Origin of the sequence: Allobosea sp. BE125, from assembly GCF_031456075.1 — a bacterium.
Taxonomy (GTDB): domain Bacteria; phylum Pseudomonadota; class Alphaproteobacteria; order Rhizobiales; family Beijerinckiaceae; genus Allobosea.
In genome coordinates this window covers 1-14,976 of sequence record NZ_JAVDTY010000001.1, presented here as the reverse complement: position 1 = coordinate 14,976, position 14,976 = coordinate 1, and the positions used below count along the sequence as shown (strand labels likewise).

The 14,976-nt window shown below is 63.3% G+C and carries 13 protein-coding genes; 6 read left to right on the top strand and 7 right to left on the bottom strand.

Annotation, left to right across the window (positions count from 1 at the left end; all coding sequences use genetic code 11):
- Positions 1-25: 25 nt before the first annotated feature.
- The 3 genes from J2Y55_RS00070 (at position 26) to J2Y55_RS00060 (ending at position 3,554) form a co-directional block, all read left to right on the top strand.
- Entirely contained in the window at positions 26-1,840 is a 1,815-nt protein-coding gene (locus J2Y55_RS00070; RefSeq protein ID WP_310146364.1) for a glucan ABC transporter ATP-binding protein/ permease, read from the top strand.
- Positions 1,841-1,996: 156 nt separating this feature from the next.
- Entirely contained in the window at positions 1,997-3,124 is a 1,128-nt protein-coding gene (locus J2Y55_RS00065; RefSeq protein ID WP_310148604.1) for a calcium:cation antiporter, read from the top strand.
- A gap of 100 nt (positions 3,125-3,224) precedes the next feature.
- A complete protein-coding gene (locus J2Y55_RS00060; protein ID WP_310146362.1) occupies positions 3,225-3,554 on the top strand; it encodes a DUF1330 domain-containing protein in 330 nt (109 codons plus the stop codon).
- A gap of 9 nt (positions 3,555-3,563) precedes the next feature.
- Here J2Y55_RS00060 and aroB read toward each other — a convergent pair whose 3' ends face one another.
- Positions 3,564-4,718, bottom strand: coding sequence for a 3-dehydroquinate synthase (aroB, locus tag J2Y55_RS00055; protein ID WP_310146360.1), 1,155 nt, complete (start codon positions 4,716-4,718; stop codon positions 3,564-3,566).
- On the bottom strand, positions 4,715-5,269 hold the full coding sequence (locus tag J2Y55_RS00050; RefSeq protein ID WP_310148600.1) for a shikimate kinase: 555 nt from the start codon (positions 5,267-5,269) through the stop codon (positions 4,715-4,717). Before J2Y55_RS00050 ends, aroB begins: the two co-directional genes overlap by 4 nt.
- A gap of 273 nt (positions 5,270-5,542) precedes the next feature.
- Between J2Y55_RS00050 and J2Y55_RS00045 the strand changes: the two genes are divergently transcribed.
- Together J2Y55_RS00045 and J2Y55_RS00040 are read left to right on the top strand one after the other, a co-directional pair.
- A complete protein-coding gene (locus J2Y55_RS00045) occupies positions 5,543-5,689 on the top strand; it encodes a histidine kinase (RefSeq protein WP_310146358.1) in 147 nt (48 codons plus the stop codon).
- On the top strand, positions 5,686-6,633 hold the full coding sequence (locus J2Y55_RS00040; RefSeq protein ID WP_310146356.1) for a site-specific tyrosine recombinase XerD: 948 nt from the start codon (positions 5,686-5,688) through the stop codon (positions 6,631-6,633). The genes J2Y55_RS00045 and J2Y55_RS00040 overlap by 4 nt, the downstream gene beginning before the upstream one ends.
- A gap of 430 nt (positions 6,634-7,063) precedes the next feature.
- On the opposite strand, the gene J2Y55_RS00035 is transcribed toward J2Y55_RS00040, so the two are convergent.
- From J2Y55_RS00035 to J2Y55_RS00015, 5 genes are all read right to left on the bottom strand, one after another.
- Positions 7,064-8,869, bottom strand: a complete 1,806-nt coding sequence (locus J2Y55_RS00035; protein ID WP_310146354.1) for a methyl-accepting chemotaxis protein — start codon at positions 8,867-8,869, stop codon at positions 7,064-7,066.
- 258 nt (positions 8,870-9,127) lie between these two features.
- The gene (locus J2Y55_RS00030; RefSeq protein ID WP_310146352.1) at positions 9,128-10,234 is read right to left on the bottom strand and encodes a PAS domain-containing protein; all 1,107 of its coding nucleotides are present in this window, start codon (positions 10,232-10,234) and stop codon (positions 9,128-9,130) included.
- Entirely contained in the window at positions 10,231-11,415 is a 1,185-nt protein-coding gene (gene rhmD, locus J2Y55_RS00025; protein WP_310146350.1) for an L-rhamnonate dehydratase, read from the bottom strand. The genes J2Y55_RS00030 and rhmD overlap by 4 nt, the downstream gene beginning before the upstream one ends.
- 63 nt (positions 11,416-11,478) lie before the next feature.
- Positions 11,479-12,804, bottom strand: coding sequence for an MFS transporter (locus tag J2Y55_RS00020; protein ID WP_310146348.1), 1,326 nt, complete (start codon positions 12,802-12,804; stop codon positions 11,479-11,481).
- 136 nt (positions 12,805-12,940) lie between these two features.
- A complete protein-coding gene (locus J2Y55_RS00015; RefSeq protein ID WP_310148597.1) occupies positions 12,941-13,693 on the bottom strand; it encodes an SDR family NAD(P)-dependent oxidoreductase in 753 nt (250 codons plus the stop codon).
- A gap of 142 nt (positions 13,694-13,835) precedes the next feature.
- Between J2Y55_RS00015 and J2Y55_RS00010 the strand changes: the two genes are divergently transcribed.
- Positions 13,836-14,795 (top strand): LysR family transcriptional regulator, encoded by a 960-nt coding sequence (locus J2Y55_RS00010; protein ID WP_310146346.1) that lies wholly within the window; start codon positions 13,836-13,838, stop codon positions 14,793-14,795.
- The last annotated feature ends 181 nt before the right edge of the window (positions 14,796-14,976 follow it).

Genomic DNA, 14,976 nt, shown 5'->3' with positions numbered 1-14,976 from the left:
CGCCATGTCAGTTAAAGCTCTGAGCATGTCTCTGTTTGCAATCTATACTCGCGTGCTCGGCGAGCTCGGTCCCGAAAAGCGGCTTGGCCTGATCCTGGCGCTCGCCAATGTCCTGCTCGCGGCGGCAGCTTTCGCCGAGCCGATGCTGTTTGGCGCGCTGATCGACAAGCTGTCAGTCGTGCAGGGCGCCGGCCAGCGTCTCGCCTGGAGCGATCTCAACGCCTTGATCCTGGCCTGGGTCGGCTTCGGCCTGTTCACCATCGCGGCCAGCGTTTTCGTCTCGCTGCATTCCGACCGGCTCGCCCATCGCCGTCGGCTCGCCGTGATGGCGAACTATTTCGAGCACGCGCTGACACTGCCGCTCGCCTACCACACCCAGACCCATTCCGGCCGCGTGCTCAAGGTGATGCTCGACGGTACCAGCGGCATGTGGGCGCTCTGGCTGTCCTTCTTCCGCGAGCATTGCGCCAGCCTCGTCGCGCTCTTCATCCTGCTGCCCTTCACGCTATGGAAGAACTGGCAGCTCGGCCTGCTGCTGATATCGCTCGTCGTGCTCTTCGGGGCGCTGACCGCTTATGTGCTGCGCAAGACCGATAAATTGCAGAGCAATGTCGAGGCCTATCACTCGAACCTCGCCGAACGCGCCTCGGACGCGCTTGGCAATGTGCCGGTGATCCAGAGCTTCACCCGCATCGAGGCCGAGGTGCGCGGCTTGCGCTCGACCATCGCGAGCCTGCTGGAAGCCCAGCTCCCGGTCCTGTCCTGGTGGGCGATCGCCACGGTGGCGACGCGCGCCTCGGCAACGCTGACCGTGCTCGCGATCTTCGTCGTAGGCGCCTGGCTCTTGATGCAGGGGCTGACGACCGTCGGCGAGATCGTCACCTTCATGGGCTTCGCCACCATGCTGGTCGGCCGCCTCGAGCAGATCGTCGCCTTCGTGAACTTCATCTTCATGCAGGCGCCGAAGATGCGCGAATTCTTCGAGGTGCTGGACACGCTGCCCGCCGTGCGCGACCTGCCCAGCGCCAAGGATGCCGGGCGCTTGTCGGGCGCGGTCGCCTTCGAGGACGTGTCCTTCTCCTATGACGGCAAGCGCGCCGCCGTGCAGGACGTCTCCTTTGCGGTGAAGCCCGGTGAGACCATCGCCATCGTCGGCTCGACCGGCTCGGGCAAATCGACCACGCTGGGCCTGCTGCACAGGGCCTTCGACCCACAATCGGGCCGCATCACCGTCGATGGTCTCGACATCCGCGAGATCTCCCTTCTGTCGCTGCGCCGCAATATCGGGGTCGTATTCCAGGAACCGATGCTGTTCGCACGCTCGATCCGCGAGAACCTCACCGTCGGCAAGCCCGACGCAACCGACGCCGAGATGATGGAGGCGCTCGATCGCGCGCAGGCGACCGAAGTGATGGCGCGCCAGACCGACGGGCTCGACACCCTCGTCGGCGAGCGTGGGCGGACCCTCTCGGGCGGCGAGCGCCAGCGCCTCTCGATCGCACGCGCCTTGCTCAAGGACCCACCGATCCTGATCCTCGACGAGGCGACCTCGGCACTCGACGCCGCAACCGAGGTCAAGCTGCAGAAGGCGCTGGAAGAGGTGATGAAAGGGCGCACCACCTTCGTCATCGCCCACCGCCTCGCGACCATCCGCAATGCCGACCGCATCCTGGTCTTCGAGCAGGGCCAGGTCATCGAGATGGGCTCCTTCGAGGAGCTCGTCGCCAAGGGCGGACGTTTCGCCGCGCTGGCGCGGGCTCAATACCTCGTCACCGACAAGCCGGCGGCATTGGCGGAAGAGGCTACGAGCCCGCTGGCGGCCAAGATCACATTCGATTGAGGCGAACGCCTCGCCTCGATCTTGCATCGTTCTCGGTGCAGCAATCAGGCGAGCAAAACGCCGTCCTAATGCGGTAAGCTGAGTCAGGTTGCCCTGGCGGCCAGTTTGCGCACGCCCTTTTCAAACCAATCATTTCGGGACGGCCCCTTGAACACCATGATCCTCCGCCTCGCCTGCGCCTGGGCAACCGTTGCCGCTTTCCTGCTCTTCGGAGGCGGCCTGCTCGGCCAGCTCGGCGCGCCGCTGGCGTCTGCAGCGATCTTCCTGTGGCTGCTGGGGATCATCATCTGGGCGGCGTTCGGTGTGGTTCACGAGGCGGAGATCCTGGCCGGTCGGCTCGGCGAGCCTTTCGGGACGCTGATCCTGACGCTCTCGATCGTGATCATCGAGGTGGCGCTGATCTCGGCTGTGATGCTTGGGGCCAAGGGCGCGCCGACGCTGGGGCGCGACACCATGTTCGCGGTGCTGATGATCGTGCTCAACGGTGTGGTCGGCATCGGCCTGCTGGTGGGCGGCCGACGCCATTTCGCGCAGAGCTACAATCTGAAAGGCGCGTCTTCTTATCTCGCGGTGATCATTCCCCTGACCGTGATCCCGCTTGTGCTGCCGAATTTCACGACATCGACCAGCAACGGCACGCTGACGACGCTGCAATCGGTCTCTTTCTCGCTGTTCACCATCACGCTCTACGGCGCCTTCCTCGTGCTCCAGACCGGGCGCCACCGCTCCTTTTTCCAGGAGCCGACGCGCGAGCAGGCGCCGCTGCCTCGTACCGCCATGCCCGGCGATGACGAGCCCAGCGAGAACGACCACGGCCATGACGATCCAGGCGGCGCGACCGCGACGCATGTTGTCCTGCTGCTCGCCAACATCCTGCCGATCGTCATCCTGGCGAAGAGCCTCGCGGCGGTGCTGGATTTCGGCATCATCAAACTCGGTGCTCCCGTCGCGCTCGGCGGTATCCTGATCGCCATGGTCGTGTTCACGCCGGAATGCATCGCGGCGCTGCGGGCGATCAGTGCCAACCAGCTCCAGCGCGCGATCAATCTGTGCCTCGGCGCGGCGGCCTCGACGCTCGGCCTGACCGTGCCGGCCGTGCTCGCGATCGGCCTGTTGACGGGACAGGAGGTCGTGCTCGGCTTGTCGGGAACCAATATGGTCATCCTGGCGATGACGCTGCTGCTCTCGACGCTGACCTTCACCGGCACGCGCACGACGATGCTGGAGGGCGCGGTGCATCTCGCGGTGTTCTTCGTGTTTTTGGTGCTGGTGTTCAGCCCATAAGCAGCTCCGCGATGACCTGAGAGGTAATCGACCCTGCGCCCTCGACACGGCAACGTCGCCGGTAGAGACCGGCCGTTCCGGCCCTGACAGGGAGACGACCATGACAGCCTACGCCATCTGCCATCTGCGCAATGTCGAACTGGGAGCGGAGATCGTCGACTATATCCAGAGGATCGACGCGACGCTTGCGCCTTTCAGCGGACATTTCCTCATTCACGGCGCCACGCCGGAGATCGTCGAAGGGCCCTGGCCAGGCGACCTCGTCATGATCGCTTTTCCCGACATGGAGGCAGCGCGCGGCTGGTACGCTTCGCCCGCCTACCGGGAAATCCTGCCGTTGAGGACGAGGAATTCGACAAGCGTCACCATGTTGGTCGACGGCGTGCCCGAGGGCTACAAAGCGACGCAGGTGCTGGCCAAGCTCAGCTGAATCGATCGCTCAGGCCGCCTTGCCGTTCACCGAAAGCTCGGTCTCGATGAACGCCTTGACCTCCGCGGCCGCAACGCCCGGCGCGATGAAGCTTTTGCCGATGCCATGCGCCAGGATGAAGGTCATGGCGCCGCGCTTGACCTTCTTGTCCTGCGCCATCGCCGTCACGATCTCGTCTGCGCTGCCTGCTCCGCCCGGCACCTGCTGGAGCCGGGTCGGGAGCCCGACCTGGCCGAGATGGCGGGCGACGCGGACCGCGTCCTGGCCGGAGCACAACCCCAGGCGCTGCGAGAAGCGGAAAGCGAGCGCAAGCCCGATCGCAACCGCCTCGCCATGGACGAGACGCGTCGAATCGTAGTTCGTCAATCGCTCCAGCGCATGCGCGAAGGTATGGCCGAGATTGAGCAGCGCCCGGTCCCCCTCCTCGCGCTCGTCACGGGCGACGATCGCGGCCTTGGCCCGGCAGGCGACCGCCACCGCGTGGTCGCGCTCGGGCCCGCCGGTGATGATCCGGCTCCAGTTGATCTCGCACCAGTCGAAGAAGCCGGCATCGTCGATCAGCCCGTATTTCACCACCTCGGCATAGCCGGCCTTGAACTCGCGCTCGCTCAGCGTGTCGAGCAATGCGGTATCGGCGATGACCAGCGCGGGCTGGTGGAAGGCGCCGATCAGGTTCTTGCCATGCGTGGAGTTGATCCCGGTCTTGCCGCCGACGGAGGAATCGACCTGGGCCAGCAGGCTCGTCGGAATCTGGATGAAGCGCACGCCGCGCCGCAGCACCGCAGCCGCAAAGCCGGTGAGATCGCCGACGACGCCGCCGCCAAGCGCGATGACGAGATCCTGGCGCTCGATCTTGGCCGCCAGCAGCGCATCGCAGAGCTCGATCAGCCTCGCATAGGATTTCGAGGCTTCGCCCGGCGGGATCACGATGCGGGTCGCCGCGATCCCCTCCTGGTGAAGACAGGCCTCGAAGGCCGGCGCATGCAATTCCGCGACATGCGCGTCCGTCACCAGCGCAGCCTTCGCGCCCGGCGCGAGCTGCGCGATCAGGGCGGCCGCCTCGCAAAGCTGGTGGCGGCCGATATGGATATCGTAGGAGCGGCCTTCGAGCGCGACCGGAACGATGATCCGCCCACCCGGATCTTCTTGAGCTGGAATAGTCATGACTCTTGCGACCCACGAGTTTCTTGCGACCCACAAGACTCTTGCGACCCGGATGGCGGCTGCCGCAGATGCTGACCGAGTGCCGCGACGACATCCTCGACCACGACGTCGAGGGGATCGTCGCGCGAGATCAAGGTGAGATCGGCCAGCGCATAGACCGGTTCGCGCTCGGTCAGCATCCGGCGCAGCGTCGCATCGGGGTCGGCGGTCTGCAGCAGCGGCCGGTTCGAGCGCTTGCGGACGCGGCGCATCAGCACCTCAGGCTCGGCCTTGAGCCAGACCGAGATACCGAGCTTGGCGATGCGCTCGCGCGTCTCGGCGTTCATATAGGCGCCGCCGCCCGTCGCCAGCACGAGCGGCGCGCGCGTGGTCAGGATACGGCCGATCACCCGCCGCTCGCCGTCGCGGAACTCGGTTTCGCCACGCTGGGCGAAGATCTCGGGGATGCTCATGCCCGCCGCCGTTTCGATCTCGGTATCGGCATCGACGAAGGGCAAACCGATCCGCGTGGCCAGCCGTCGGCCGACCGCACTCTTGCCCGAGCCCATCATGCCGACGAGTACGATCGCGCGCTGGCCCAATGCCGCGCGCAAATCTTCACGATCCACACGTAGACCCTTGCTATCTCGTTGGTCGAGCGTCTCGACAATCATCATTGTGGCATTTCCTCAACGCCCGTTTAGCATGAGCGATCACGCGTCGTCATGCCCTCACGAAGCCTTGCCTTCCCCGCAGTCTCGCACCGGCCCTTGCGCCTTCCCCGCCGCTTCGGGAATAACCGACAAGTCCCGATTCCGGGCCAGAACCTCGGGGGTCGCCACACCGTGCCGACGCTGTTCAGATTCGTCGCCTTTCTCGCCATTCTCGGCGGGCTGGTCTTCGGCGGCATGGTCGCGCTGGTGAGCTTCGTCCAGCCCGAACCGCGCGAGATCATCGAGATCGTGCCGCCAGCCAAGCTGCAGCCGCGATGAGCCGCGAGGCGCGCGCAAGGCTGAAGGCCTTCCTCGACATGCTGGCGGCCGAGCGCGGCGCGGCCCGCAACACGCTGGAAGCCTATGAGCGCGACATCGACGACTACCTGGAATGGCTCGGCGGCAAGGCGCTGGGCGATCTTGCCGCAGACGATATCCGCGGCTGGCTCGGCGACATCGCCGCGCGCGGCCTCAAGGCGTCCTCGGCTGCGCGCAAGCTCTCGGCCGTGCGCCAGTTCCATCGCTTTCTCTACACCGAGGGGCTCTCGCCCAACGATCCTTCGGCCGCCATCGAGGGTCCAAGGCAGGGCCGCCCTCTGCCGAAAGTGGTCTCTGTCGCCGATGTCGACCGGCTGATCGAAACAGCGCGCCTGGCGAGCGAGCGCGACGGATTGTCGAAGCTCGCCCGGCTGAAGGCGCTGCGCATGCGCTGCCTGATCGAATTGCTCTACGCCACGGGCCTGCGCGTCTCGGAGCTGATCGCATTGCCGCTCTCGGCTGCGACCACGCGCGAACGCTTTCTGGTGGTGCGCGGCAAGGGCGACAAGGACCGGCTGGTGCCATTGAACGAGGCCGCGCGCGAGGCGGGGCTCGTCTATCTCGAGGCGCTGCGCCAGGCGGGCGGGGCCGACAGCCGCTGGCTCTTTCCCTCCGATGGCGAAAGCGGGCATCTGACCCGCCAGGCCTTCGCCCGCGACCTCAAATCGCTGACTGCGGCGGCAGGACTTTCACCCGCCGCCCTGAGCCCGCACGTGCTGCGTCACGCCTTCGCCAGTCATCTCCTGCAGAACGGCGCCGATCTGCGCGTCGTGCAGGAATTGCTCGGCCATGCCGATATCGCCACCACCCAGATCTACACCCATGTCCTCGATGAGCGGCTGAAAAGCATGGTCCGCGACCTGCACCCGCTCGCCGACGAGAGTGTCGAATCTCACGACGTTTGAGCCTGTCTCACAGCCGGACGAGGATCTTGCCGCCCCCTATCGCGACGGCAAACCGGCGCCGATGCGGATGGGCGTCGAGGTACCGCAGCCTAACAGCGAGCGGCGGCCGCCTCGATGCCGCTCTCGCAAATCCGTGTCGTCGGCGGTCAGGGGCATGTGGTCGCCCCGATCCGGCGCCGAATAGTCAAGACGCCGGAAGTGAGCCAGCGGGACTCGACGGTCCGGCTCGCTCACTGTTGCTTAGAGTGGGATCGGCCAAACCCCACTTCGCCAAACGAACGGATCGCGATTGAGGTAACATGACCGCCATCTGGCGGCATTTCTGGTTTGAAGTTTGCTGTGCAATTGAATTTCGTTCGCGTTCGATCTCCGATCCGGATTGGCGCGTGCGAGGTTGATGCCGCTTCAAATGTGCTTGTGAACGGGGCTATCAGAACTCGGACCACCCGCCCGTCGAGCCGCCCGCCGCGCGCAGGAGGGGGCGCGGCGCGGAAGCGCCAGTCGGGCGCGTCATCTGCGGTGCGACTTGCCGGATCTCGGCTACCACGCTCGCCGCCAGATCGCGGCTGACGTCCGCATCGATCTTAAAGCCTGCCACCATCTGTTCGAGCGCGTTCGTGGCGCGCTGAAGTTCCTGCGCGACCCCAGCGCTCTGCTCAGCCATGAGGGAGTTCTGCTGGGTCATCTCATCCATATGGGCGACGACCTTGGCGACCTCTTCGATGCCGTTCGCCTGCTCGTGCGAAGCACTGGAGATATCACCCAGAGCGGAAGCGACGCTGGTCGAGGACTGGACGATTTCCGACAGTGCAGAACCTGCATCCTTGACCAGCTTGACGCCATTGGCGACTTGCTGAGTCGAGTTGGTGATCAAATTCGAGATATCCTTGGCCGCTTCGCCAGAGCGCTGAGCAAGAGTGCGGACCTCGGATGCCACGACCGCGAAGCCCTTGCCGGCGTCGCCAGCGCGAGCTGCTTCCACGGCGGCGTTGAGAGCGAGCAGATTGGTCTGGAAAGCGATGTCGTCGATCACCCGGATGATGTCGGAAATATCGCTCGAGGCCTTTTCGATACGCTCCATCGCCGTAACTGCTTGGGTGACGATCGCACCACCTCGATTGGCCACTTCGTTGGCCTTGGCACCGAGGTTCGTCGCTTCGCGCGCCCGCTCCGAGCTTTGCTTGACCGAAGCCGCCAGTTCCTCGGTCGTCGCAGCCGTCTCTTCCAGGCTCGATGCCTGTTCTTCGGTGCGCTGCGCTAGGTCGCGGCTGTCCGTGCTGATCCGCGTCGAGCCGACGGTGATACGCGCCGAGATGTCACCGACGGTGCGAACGATGTCGGCGACAGAGCCAAGCAATTCGTTGACGCCGGAGCACAGTTCGCCGATCTCACCGGTCTTGCCCTCCAGCGAGATCCGTTTGGTCAGGTCTTTCCCCTTCGCGGTGGCGATGACCGCTTGCGTCTCTTCAACAGCCTGCCGCAATGCCGCCTGCGCGAGCGTGTTGGCGGTGATGTCGGTAGCGTATTTCACGACTTTGTAGGGGTTGCCGAGCGCGTCGAGGATCGGGTTGTAGCTCGCCTGAATCCAGACTTTCCGCCCGCTCTTGCCGATGCGCAGATATTGCCCGTCATCATATTCACCGCGCCCGAGCTTTTCCCAGAAGCGGCGGTAGGCCTGGCCCTCGCGCTCCTTGGGTTCAACGAACATGCTGTGGTGCTGCCCCTTGATCTCACTGAGCGTGTATCCGAGTGCGTTCAAGAAACTGTCGTTGGCGTCTAGCACCTTGCCGGCAAGATCGAACTCGATCACCGCCTGGGACTTACGGATCGCCGCGACCTGGCCCTCGAAATTGGCGACGATTTGCTTTGCAGACGTAATGTCTGTGGCGAACTTGATCACCCGTGCAGGTTTTCCCGCGCGGTCGAGAATCGGCGCGTATGTGGCCTGCAGCCAGATCTGCTTTCCGCCCTTGCCGATACGCAGATATTCCGCCGTCTGAGGCTCGCCGCGGCCCAGCGCATCCCAGAAAGCGCGATATGCCTGGGTCGTACGATAGGCGGCGTCGACAAACATGCTGTGATGCTCGCCGCGGATTTCGCTCAGGCTGTAGCCGAGGCAATCCAGGAAATTCTGATTTGCGTCGACGACCTTGCCCGCAAGATCAAATTCGATGATCGCCTGCGACTTTTCTATCGCGTTCAACTTCAGCTGTGCATTCGAAGCGAAGAAACTCAAGCGCCGATCTCCCGTTTCAGGCGTTCATGAAGATGCCTTTCGGCCCCCTCATGCTGTACTCAAAAATTACCGCCAAATTGTTAGGGATCCGCTAACCATCCAGGACGCTGCTCAGCTCGAACAACACCCCACTGAGCACTTATTGCTCAGTGCACAACGCCACCGTTTCAGAAACTTTCCAATGACAATAAAATGTTCAGAAAAGCCCGTTTCAGAGAGGTGAACACACCAATACCGGCCTAAGCGATGATCCTAAGTTTACCCACAGGAAGCTGGTCGGGCTCGAAGAAAGACCCCCACCGAATCTTGCTCATCCGAATGGAATGTTACCCCTGCAGCCTCAAGAGCAGCCCGAACTGCGGACACGATGGATGGCCTGACGTGTTCGCCATTCACGCCCTCCAAGCGGCGAATAGAGGACTTGGAGACCTTCGCCGCTTCTGTCAGATCATCGAGGGACCATTGCAGCAACGCACGTGCGGCGCGGATCTGCGAGGGCTGCAAGCGTTCGATCGGCTTCAGCTTCGCATCGGCGCCACTGGATTGATGGGTTTCCAAATCGAGCGCCCCAATGAGCACTCCAACCCATTCCCTCACGCACCCATCCGCTTCGAGCACCGGCGCAGCGCGCGCAAGAATGTGCCGATAGATACCATCGGCACAGCGAATCCGATGATCGCTCGCGTAGCTACTTCGCTGGGATACGGCTTCCTGCCAGGTCTTCAACGTCGCATCACGGTCGTCGGGATGGATGGCATCGAGCCAGCCCAGCCCCGAGGCCTGCTCGCTCGTCTGCCCCGTCAGTTCGCCCCACGCGGGAACATAGTCTGTGGTTCCATCCCCATTCGCGCGCCACTCGACAAGAGCTATCGTGTCCACCAATGTTTTATAGCGTTCCGCACCGAATGCGACGGTCCGCCGAGCTTCGTGTTGGTCGGTGATATCAGCCATCAGCCCGATCGCGCGAACGGGCCGGCCGTCCGTATCAACGATGACTTCAACCTTGTTCTGGATCCATCTGATGGTTCGATCGGGTCGAATGATGCGAAACTGGCGGTCGATGGCCTGGCCTGAATGAACGGTTGCGCGCATGTCTTCATGCATCGGTCGGTCGTCCGGATGCATCATCTTCATCATATCGGCGTAGGTCTGGGGTATCGACGGATCGATTCCGAGGATGCGGTAGAGGCCGATCGAAATGGTCACCTGGTTGGTGGCAAACTCGGATGTCCAGAACCCGATTTTTCCGCGCTCCTCGACCAGTTTGAGAAAATGGGCGGAGGAGACACCGGGCAAGCGTTTTGGACTGCTCCCTTGGCCCTCTAGCGTTGTTTCGACACGTCCGCTGGATGCTGAGCGCTTCATGCGGCGTGTCGTCGGTGAAGCTGGCACTCCGGATTGAGCTCGACACCAAAGCCCGGCTTGTCGAGCATCGACACCTTGAGCTTGCCGTTTTCCGGCAGCGGCTCACCAAGCAGCAGCGGATTGAACATCGGCACAACCCGATCCGCCTGCGGGGCCATCATCAGGAATTCGGCGAAGGGGCTGTTATGGCGCGTCGCCACGAAGTGATAGCTGTAGACGCTCGATCCATGCGGGATGACGAGCGCGCCGTGCGCGTCTGCGAGCGCTGAGATCTTGATGAGTTCGGTTATGCCGCCGCACCAGCCGACATCCGGTTGGATGATGTCGCAGCAACCCATTTCAAGCAGCATGCGAAAGCCCCAGCGAGTTGCCTCATGCTCGCCGGTCGTGACCAGCATGCCCGGCGGCACGGCCTTCTTCAGCGCGGCATAGCCCCAGTAATCGTCGGGCGAGAGCGCTTCCTCAATCCATTTCAGGCCGTGAGCTGCGCCAGCATGAGCGAGCCGCGTCGCATAGTCGAGATCGAGCGCCATCCAGCAATCGAGCATCAGCCAGAAATCGGGGCCAACCGCTTCGCGCATCGCGGCCAGCGCAGCGATGTTGGCAGCCAGCCCATCCTCGCGCTCGATCGGGCCATGCTTGAGCGGCATCTTGCCGCCGATGAAGCCCATCCCCTTGGCGAGATCCGGCCTGGGACCGGTCGCGTAGAAGATCAGCTCGTCTCGCACGGCTCCGCCGAGCAACTGGTACACAGGCTCACCCCGAACCTTGCCGAGCAGATCCCACAACGCCAGGTCAACGCCGGAGATAGCATTCAGCACGACGCCTTTGCGGCCATAGAACTGTGTGGCGAAGTACATCTGGTCCCAGATCACCTCGATATCGGTGACCTTGCGGCCGATGATGAAGCGGGAGAGATGCTTCTCGACGACAAAGGCGCCGATTTCTCCCGCTGTCGTCACCGCGAAACCGATCGTTCCATCGCTCGCCTCGATCTCGATGACGAGCGAGCCGAGTACGTTGAGGCCGAATGAGGAGCGGGTCTGGCGATAATCCGGGTAGCGCGACATCGGCGTCGCGATCTGCCCGTCGATCCAGTGCCCGCCCTTCTGGTCATGGTAATCCGCCCCGCCGCCTCTGACTGTGAAGGCCCGAATGGCTGTGATGGTCGGCATCGTCATCGGTTTAACTCCTCGAGCCTCCATGCGCAGGCTCGCCGCATGGGGCGGTAGCGAGCAAATGGGTCATGTCCGCGCGGGGCTTGCTGCGATGGCACTGCGCAGGCCGACTATACCGAGCGCCGCGACAAGGCTGGCACCGATCAGTGTCGTGCCGGCCAGCAGGTAAAGCCCTGCGGCAGGCGATGCGAAGGCGGCTTCGGCCCAGGTCTTCACATTGGGAGCGACGAAGCCGCCGAGCGCGCCCAGCGCATTGATCAGCGCGATGCCGCCGGCTGCCGCGATACCGCCGAGATAGCTCGTCGGGAAGGTCCAGAAGATCGGCTGGACTGCGATGAAGCCCGCCGCGCCAAAGCACAATGCAAACAATGACAGCGCCGGCGAGGAGCTCGCCACGGAGGCCGCAATGCCAAGTCCCGACACCACGAGAATGCTGGCAGCAATCAGGCGATGCCTGGCCGTGGCATCCGCAAGACGCGGCAGAAAATAGGCCGCGACAAGCGCACAGACCCAGGGGATCGCGGTCACGACGCCGACCTCGAAGCCGATGCTCTTGCCGAGCAGGCCCGCGACCTGCGTGGGCAGATAGAACACCACGCCATAGACGCTCATCTGAATGACGAAATAGATCAGCGCGAGATAGAGCACGCGCGGATTGCGCAGCGCCGACAATACCTGGGTCGGGCCATGGGCGGTTTTTGCACCTTCTTCGGCGGCAATCGCCGCAGAAAGCTCGGCCTTCTCGGAAGCCGACAGCCAGGCGGCCTCCTGTGGTTTGTTGTCGAGATAAAAATAGGCCCAGACTCCGACGACGACCGCCAGCAACCCTTCCACCATGAACATCCATTGCCACCCCTGGAGGCCGCCGGTGCCGTGGAACTCCAGCAGCAGCCCCGAAAGGGGACCACCGAAGATGAAGGCGAGCGGCGCGCCGAAATAGAACAGCCCCATCGCACGCGCCCGCCCGAACGAGGGGATCCAATAGGTCAGGTACAGGATTACACCGGGGAAGAAGCCGGCTTCCGCGGCGCCAAGGAGCACCCGCAGGACATAAAACGTCGTCTCGGTGTGCGCGAACATCATGGCTGCCGAGATCAGCCCCCAGGTGACCATGATGCGGGCCATCCAGACCTTGGCACCGATCCGGTGCATGATCAGGTTCGAAGGCACCTCGAACAGCGCGTAGCTCAGGAAGAAGATCGAGGCGCCAAACGCGAAGGCGGCGTCACTGATGCCGGTATCGGCCTGAAAGGCCTTCTTGGCGAAACCGACATTGGCCCGGTCGAGGAAGGCGAGGATATACATCAGCAGCAGGAACGGCAGGAGCCGCTTAACGACCTTCGCGGTCGTGGCCTGCAAGGATGGCGTAGCGATTGCGGTTCTGGTCGGCATGACATGCCCCTCCCTGGGATGACGGTCGTCCTGGCCGCCTTGTGGATGGCGGCTCTGTCGTATGGGCGCTCCGATCCGTCGCATGCGGTTCGGTTGCGCAGCAGAAGGACCGCGTCAGCGGCCCCTGGTGTCGATGTCAGTAGACGGCGCGGCCACCGGAAATGTCGAAGACCGCCCCCGTCGAAAAGGCGCAATCCTCCGAGGCCAGCCAGCCGATCATCGCGGCCGCCTCACTCACCTCCAGGAAGCGGTTCATCGGGATTTTCGAGAGCATGAAATCGATATGCTCCTGCTTCATCTGGTCGAAGATCTCGGTCTTCGCAGCGGCCGGCGTGATGCAGTTCACCAGGATGCCGGCCTGTGCGACTTCTTTGGCGAGCGACTTCGTCAGGCCGATCAACCCCGCTTTCGAGGCGGAATAGTGCGACGCATTGGGATTGCCTTCCTTCCCGGCGATCGAGGCGACGTTGACGATGCGGCCATAACCGCGCTCCAGCATGTGTGGAACGATGGCACGGCAGGTCAGGTATGGCCCGATCAGGTTGACATCGACGACCCGGCGCCACGTCGCCGGCTCCAGCTCCCAGAGCCTGGCATTGCCGCCGGTGATCCCGGCATTGTTGACCAGGATGTCGATCCTGCCATGCGCGGCAATGGTGGCGGAGACGGCGCCGGCAACCGAGGCTTCATCCGTCAGCTCCACGATAGCGCTCGACACATGTCCGAGCGGCGCAAGCGCAGAAGCGGCTTCCGCCAGCCTTGCGACATCGACATCCCAGAGGCTGACTCCCGCGCCGGACCGGAGCATCCGTTCCGCCGCAGCGTAGCCGATACCTCGTGCTCCGCCCGTGATGATGGCGACGCGGCCTTCGAGATCGAGACGATTCATTGATGTCCCTCCAGCGCCGGCCGAATGACGGATATCGATCATCGAGGATCGCCTGCCCACGGCCCTAAGGATTGGCATAGCGGGCCGTGACATAACCGGATAATGAATTTTCTGACATTCATCATTCCAATTAGTTATCGCAATGTCGTTCATATCCTCCTTGCGTCAGCCGTTGCTTTCGCGCCTGCGGTTCCGGCACCTGATGCTGGTGTCTCGCATTGCGCGTATGGGCACGCTCCATCGCGCCGCCGAGGAGCTCAACGTCACTCAGCCTGCGGCGAGCAAGATGTTGCAGGACATCGAGGAAATCCTCGGCGTTCAGATTTTCGTGCGGCAGCCGCGGGGCCTGATCGCGACTGAGATAGGGGCCTTCGTGATCGATTATGCCGAGCAGGCACTCAGCGATCAGGAGCGCTTTCTCAAAGGCCTGAAGAACCTTCAGCGCGGCGGTTATGGCGCGCTGTCGATCGGCGCGATCATGGCAACCGCGCCCGATATTCTGCCTGCGGCCATCGCCGAGCTGAAGCGCAGGCGCCCTCTGATGACGATCATGCTGCAGACGACGACCAGCGATCAGCTGCTGCGTTCACTGGAGAAAAACGAACTCGATCTGGTCATCGGCAGGCTGACTGAATCCCGTCATCATGCGATTTTCGATGTCGAACCGTTGTCGATTGAGAAGCTCTGGGCATTCGTCTCGGCCGACCACCCGCTCGCCGGACGCGACGAGGTCTCGCTCGCCGAGATGGAGACCTATCCGTGGGTTCTGCAACAGCAGACCAGCCCGATGCGGCAGGTGATCGACCGCTCCTTCGCCGAAGCCGGCCTTCCGTCGCTCGACAATATCGTCGAGACCACCTCGATTTTTGCCACGCTGCATCTCGTGCGCCGCGCCGGTATGATCTCTGTCCTGCCGCACACCATCATCGAGGAAGCCATCGCGCGCGGAGAGCTTGCGCGGCTGCCCCTGACGATCGTCAACCCGCTGGAACCCTACGGCATCATTCGGCGCAAAGGCGAGCCGCTCTCGGTCAATGCCGAGGAGTTTGCTGGCATTGTGAGGGGGCTTCTGACCTCTGTTAGCCTCGCCACCATAGGCTAAGACATTATTCGATGGTGGTGGCTTAACCCCGCTACCAGTCGTGGGAACTGCTGCGATACGCCTCTGCCCGTTGGCACATTGGCGCCCTAGGTGACCGACTCATAACTTCGCAACCAGATGCGGATTGAAGCGAGTTGGACTGAGGCGAGGAAGTTGTCGTCTCGCTTATCGTAGCGCGTGG

What these genes read in the sequence shown, in the direction of transcription:
- J2Y55_RS00010 (WP_310146346.1), top strand. Translation starts at nt 13,836, where the DNA reads ATGTCGTTCATATCCTCCTTGCGTCAGCCGTTGCTTTCGCGCCTGCGG.
- J2Y55_RS00065 (WP_310148604.1), top strand. Translation starts at nt 1,997, where the DNA reads ATGATCCTCCGCCTCGCCTGCGCCTGGGCAACCGTTGCCGCTTTCCTG.
- J2Y55_RS00050 (WP_310148600.1), bottom strand. Translation starts at nt 5,269, where the DNA reads ATGATGGGCTCGGGCAAGAGTGCGGTCGGCCGACGGCTGGCCACGCGG.
- J2Y55_RS00040 (WP_310146356.1), top strand. Translation starts at nt 5,686, where the DNA reads ATGAGCCGCGAGGCGCGCGCAAGGCTGAAGGCCTTCCTCGACATGCTG.
- J2Y55_RS00030 (WP_310146352.1), bottom strand. Translation starts at nt 10,234, where the DNA reads ATGAAGCGCTCAGCATCCAGCGGACGTGTCGAAACAACGCTAGAGGGC.
- J2Y55_RS00060 (WP_310146362.1), top strand. Translation starts at nt 3,225, where the DNA reads ATGACAGCCTACGCCATCTGCCATCTGCGCAATGTCGAACTGGGAGCG.
- J2Y55_RS00020 (WP_310146348.1), bottom strand. Translation starts at nt 12,804, where the DNA reads ATGCCGACCAGAACCGCAATCGCTACGCCATCCTTGCAGGCCACGACC.
- J2Y55_RS00015 (WP_310148597.1), bottom strand. Translation starts at nt 13,693, where the DNA reads ATGAATCGTCTCGATCTCGAAGGCCGCGTCGCCATCATCACGGGCGGA.
- rhmD (WP_310146350.1), bottom strand. Translation starts at nt 11,415, where the DNA reads ATGACGATGCCGACCATCACAGCCATTCGGGCCTTCACAGTCAGAGGC.
- J2Y55_RS00070 (WP_310146364.1), top strand. Translation starts at nt 26, where the DNA reads ATGTCTCTGTTTGCAATCTATACTCGCGTGCTCGGCGAGCTCGGTCCC.
- aroB (WP_310146360.1), bottom strand. Translation starts at nt 4,718, where the DNA reads ATGACTATTCCAGCTCAAGAAGATCCGGGTGGGCGGATCATCGTTCCG.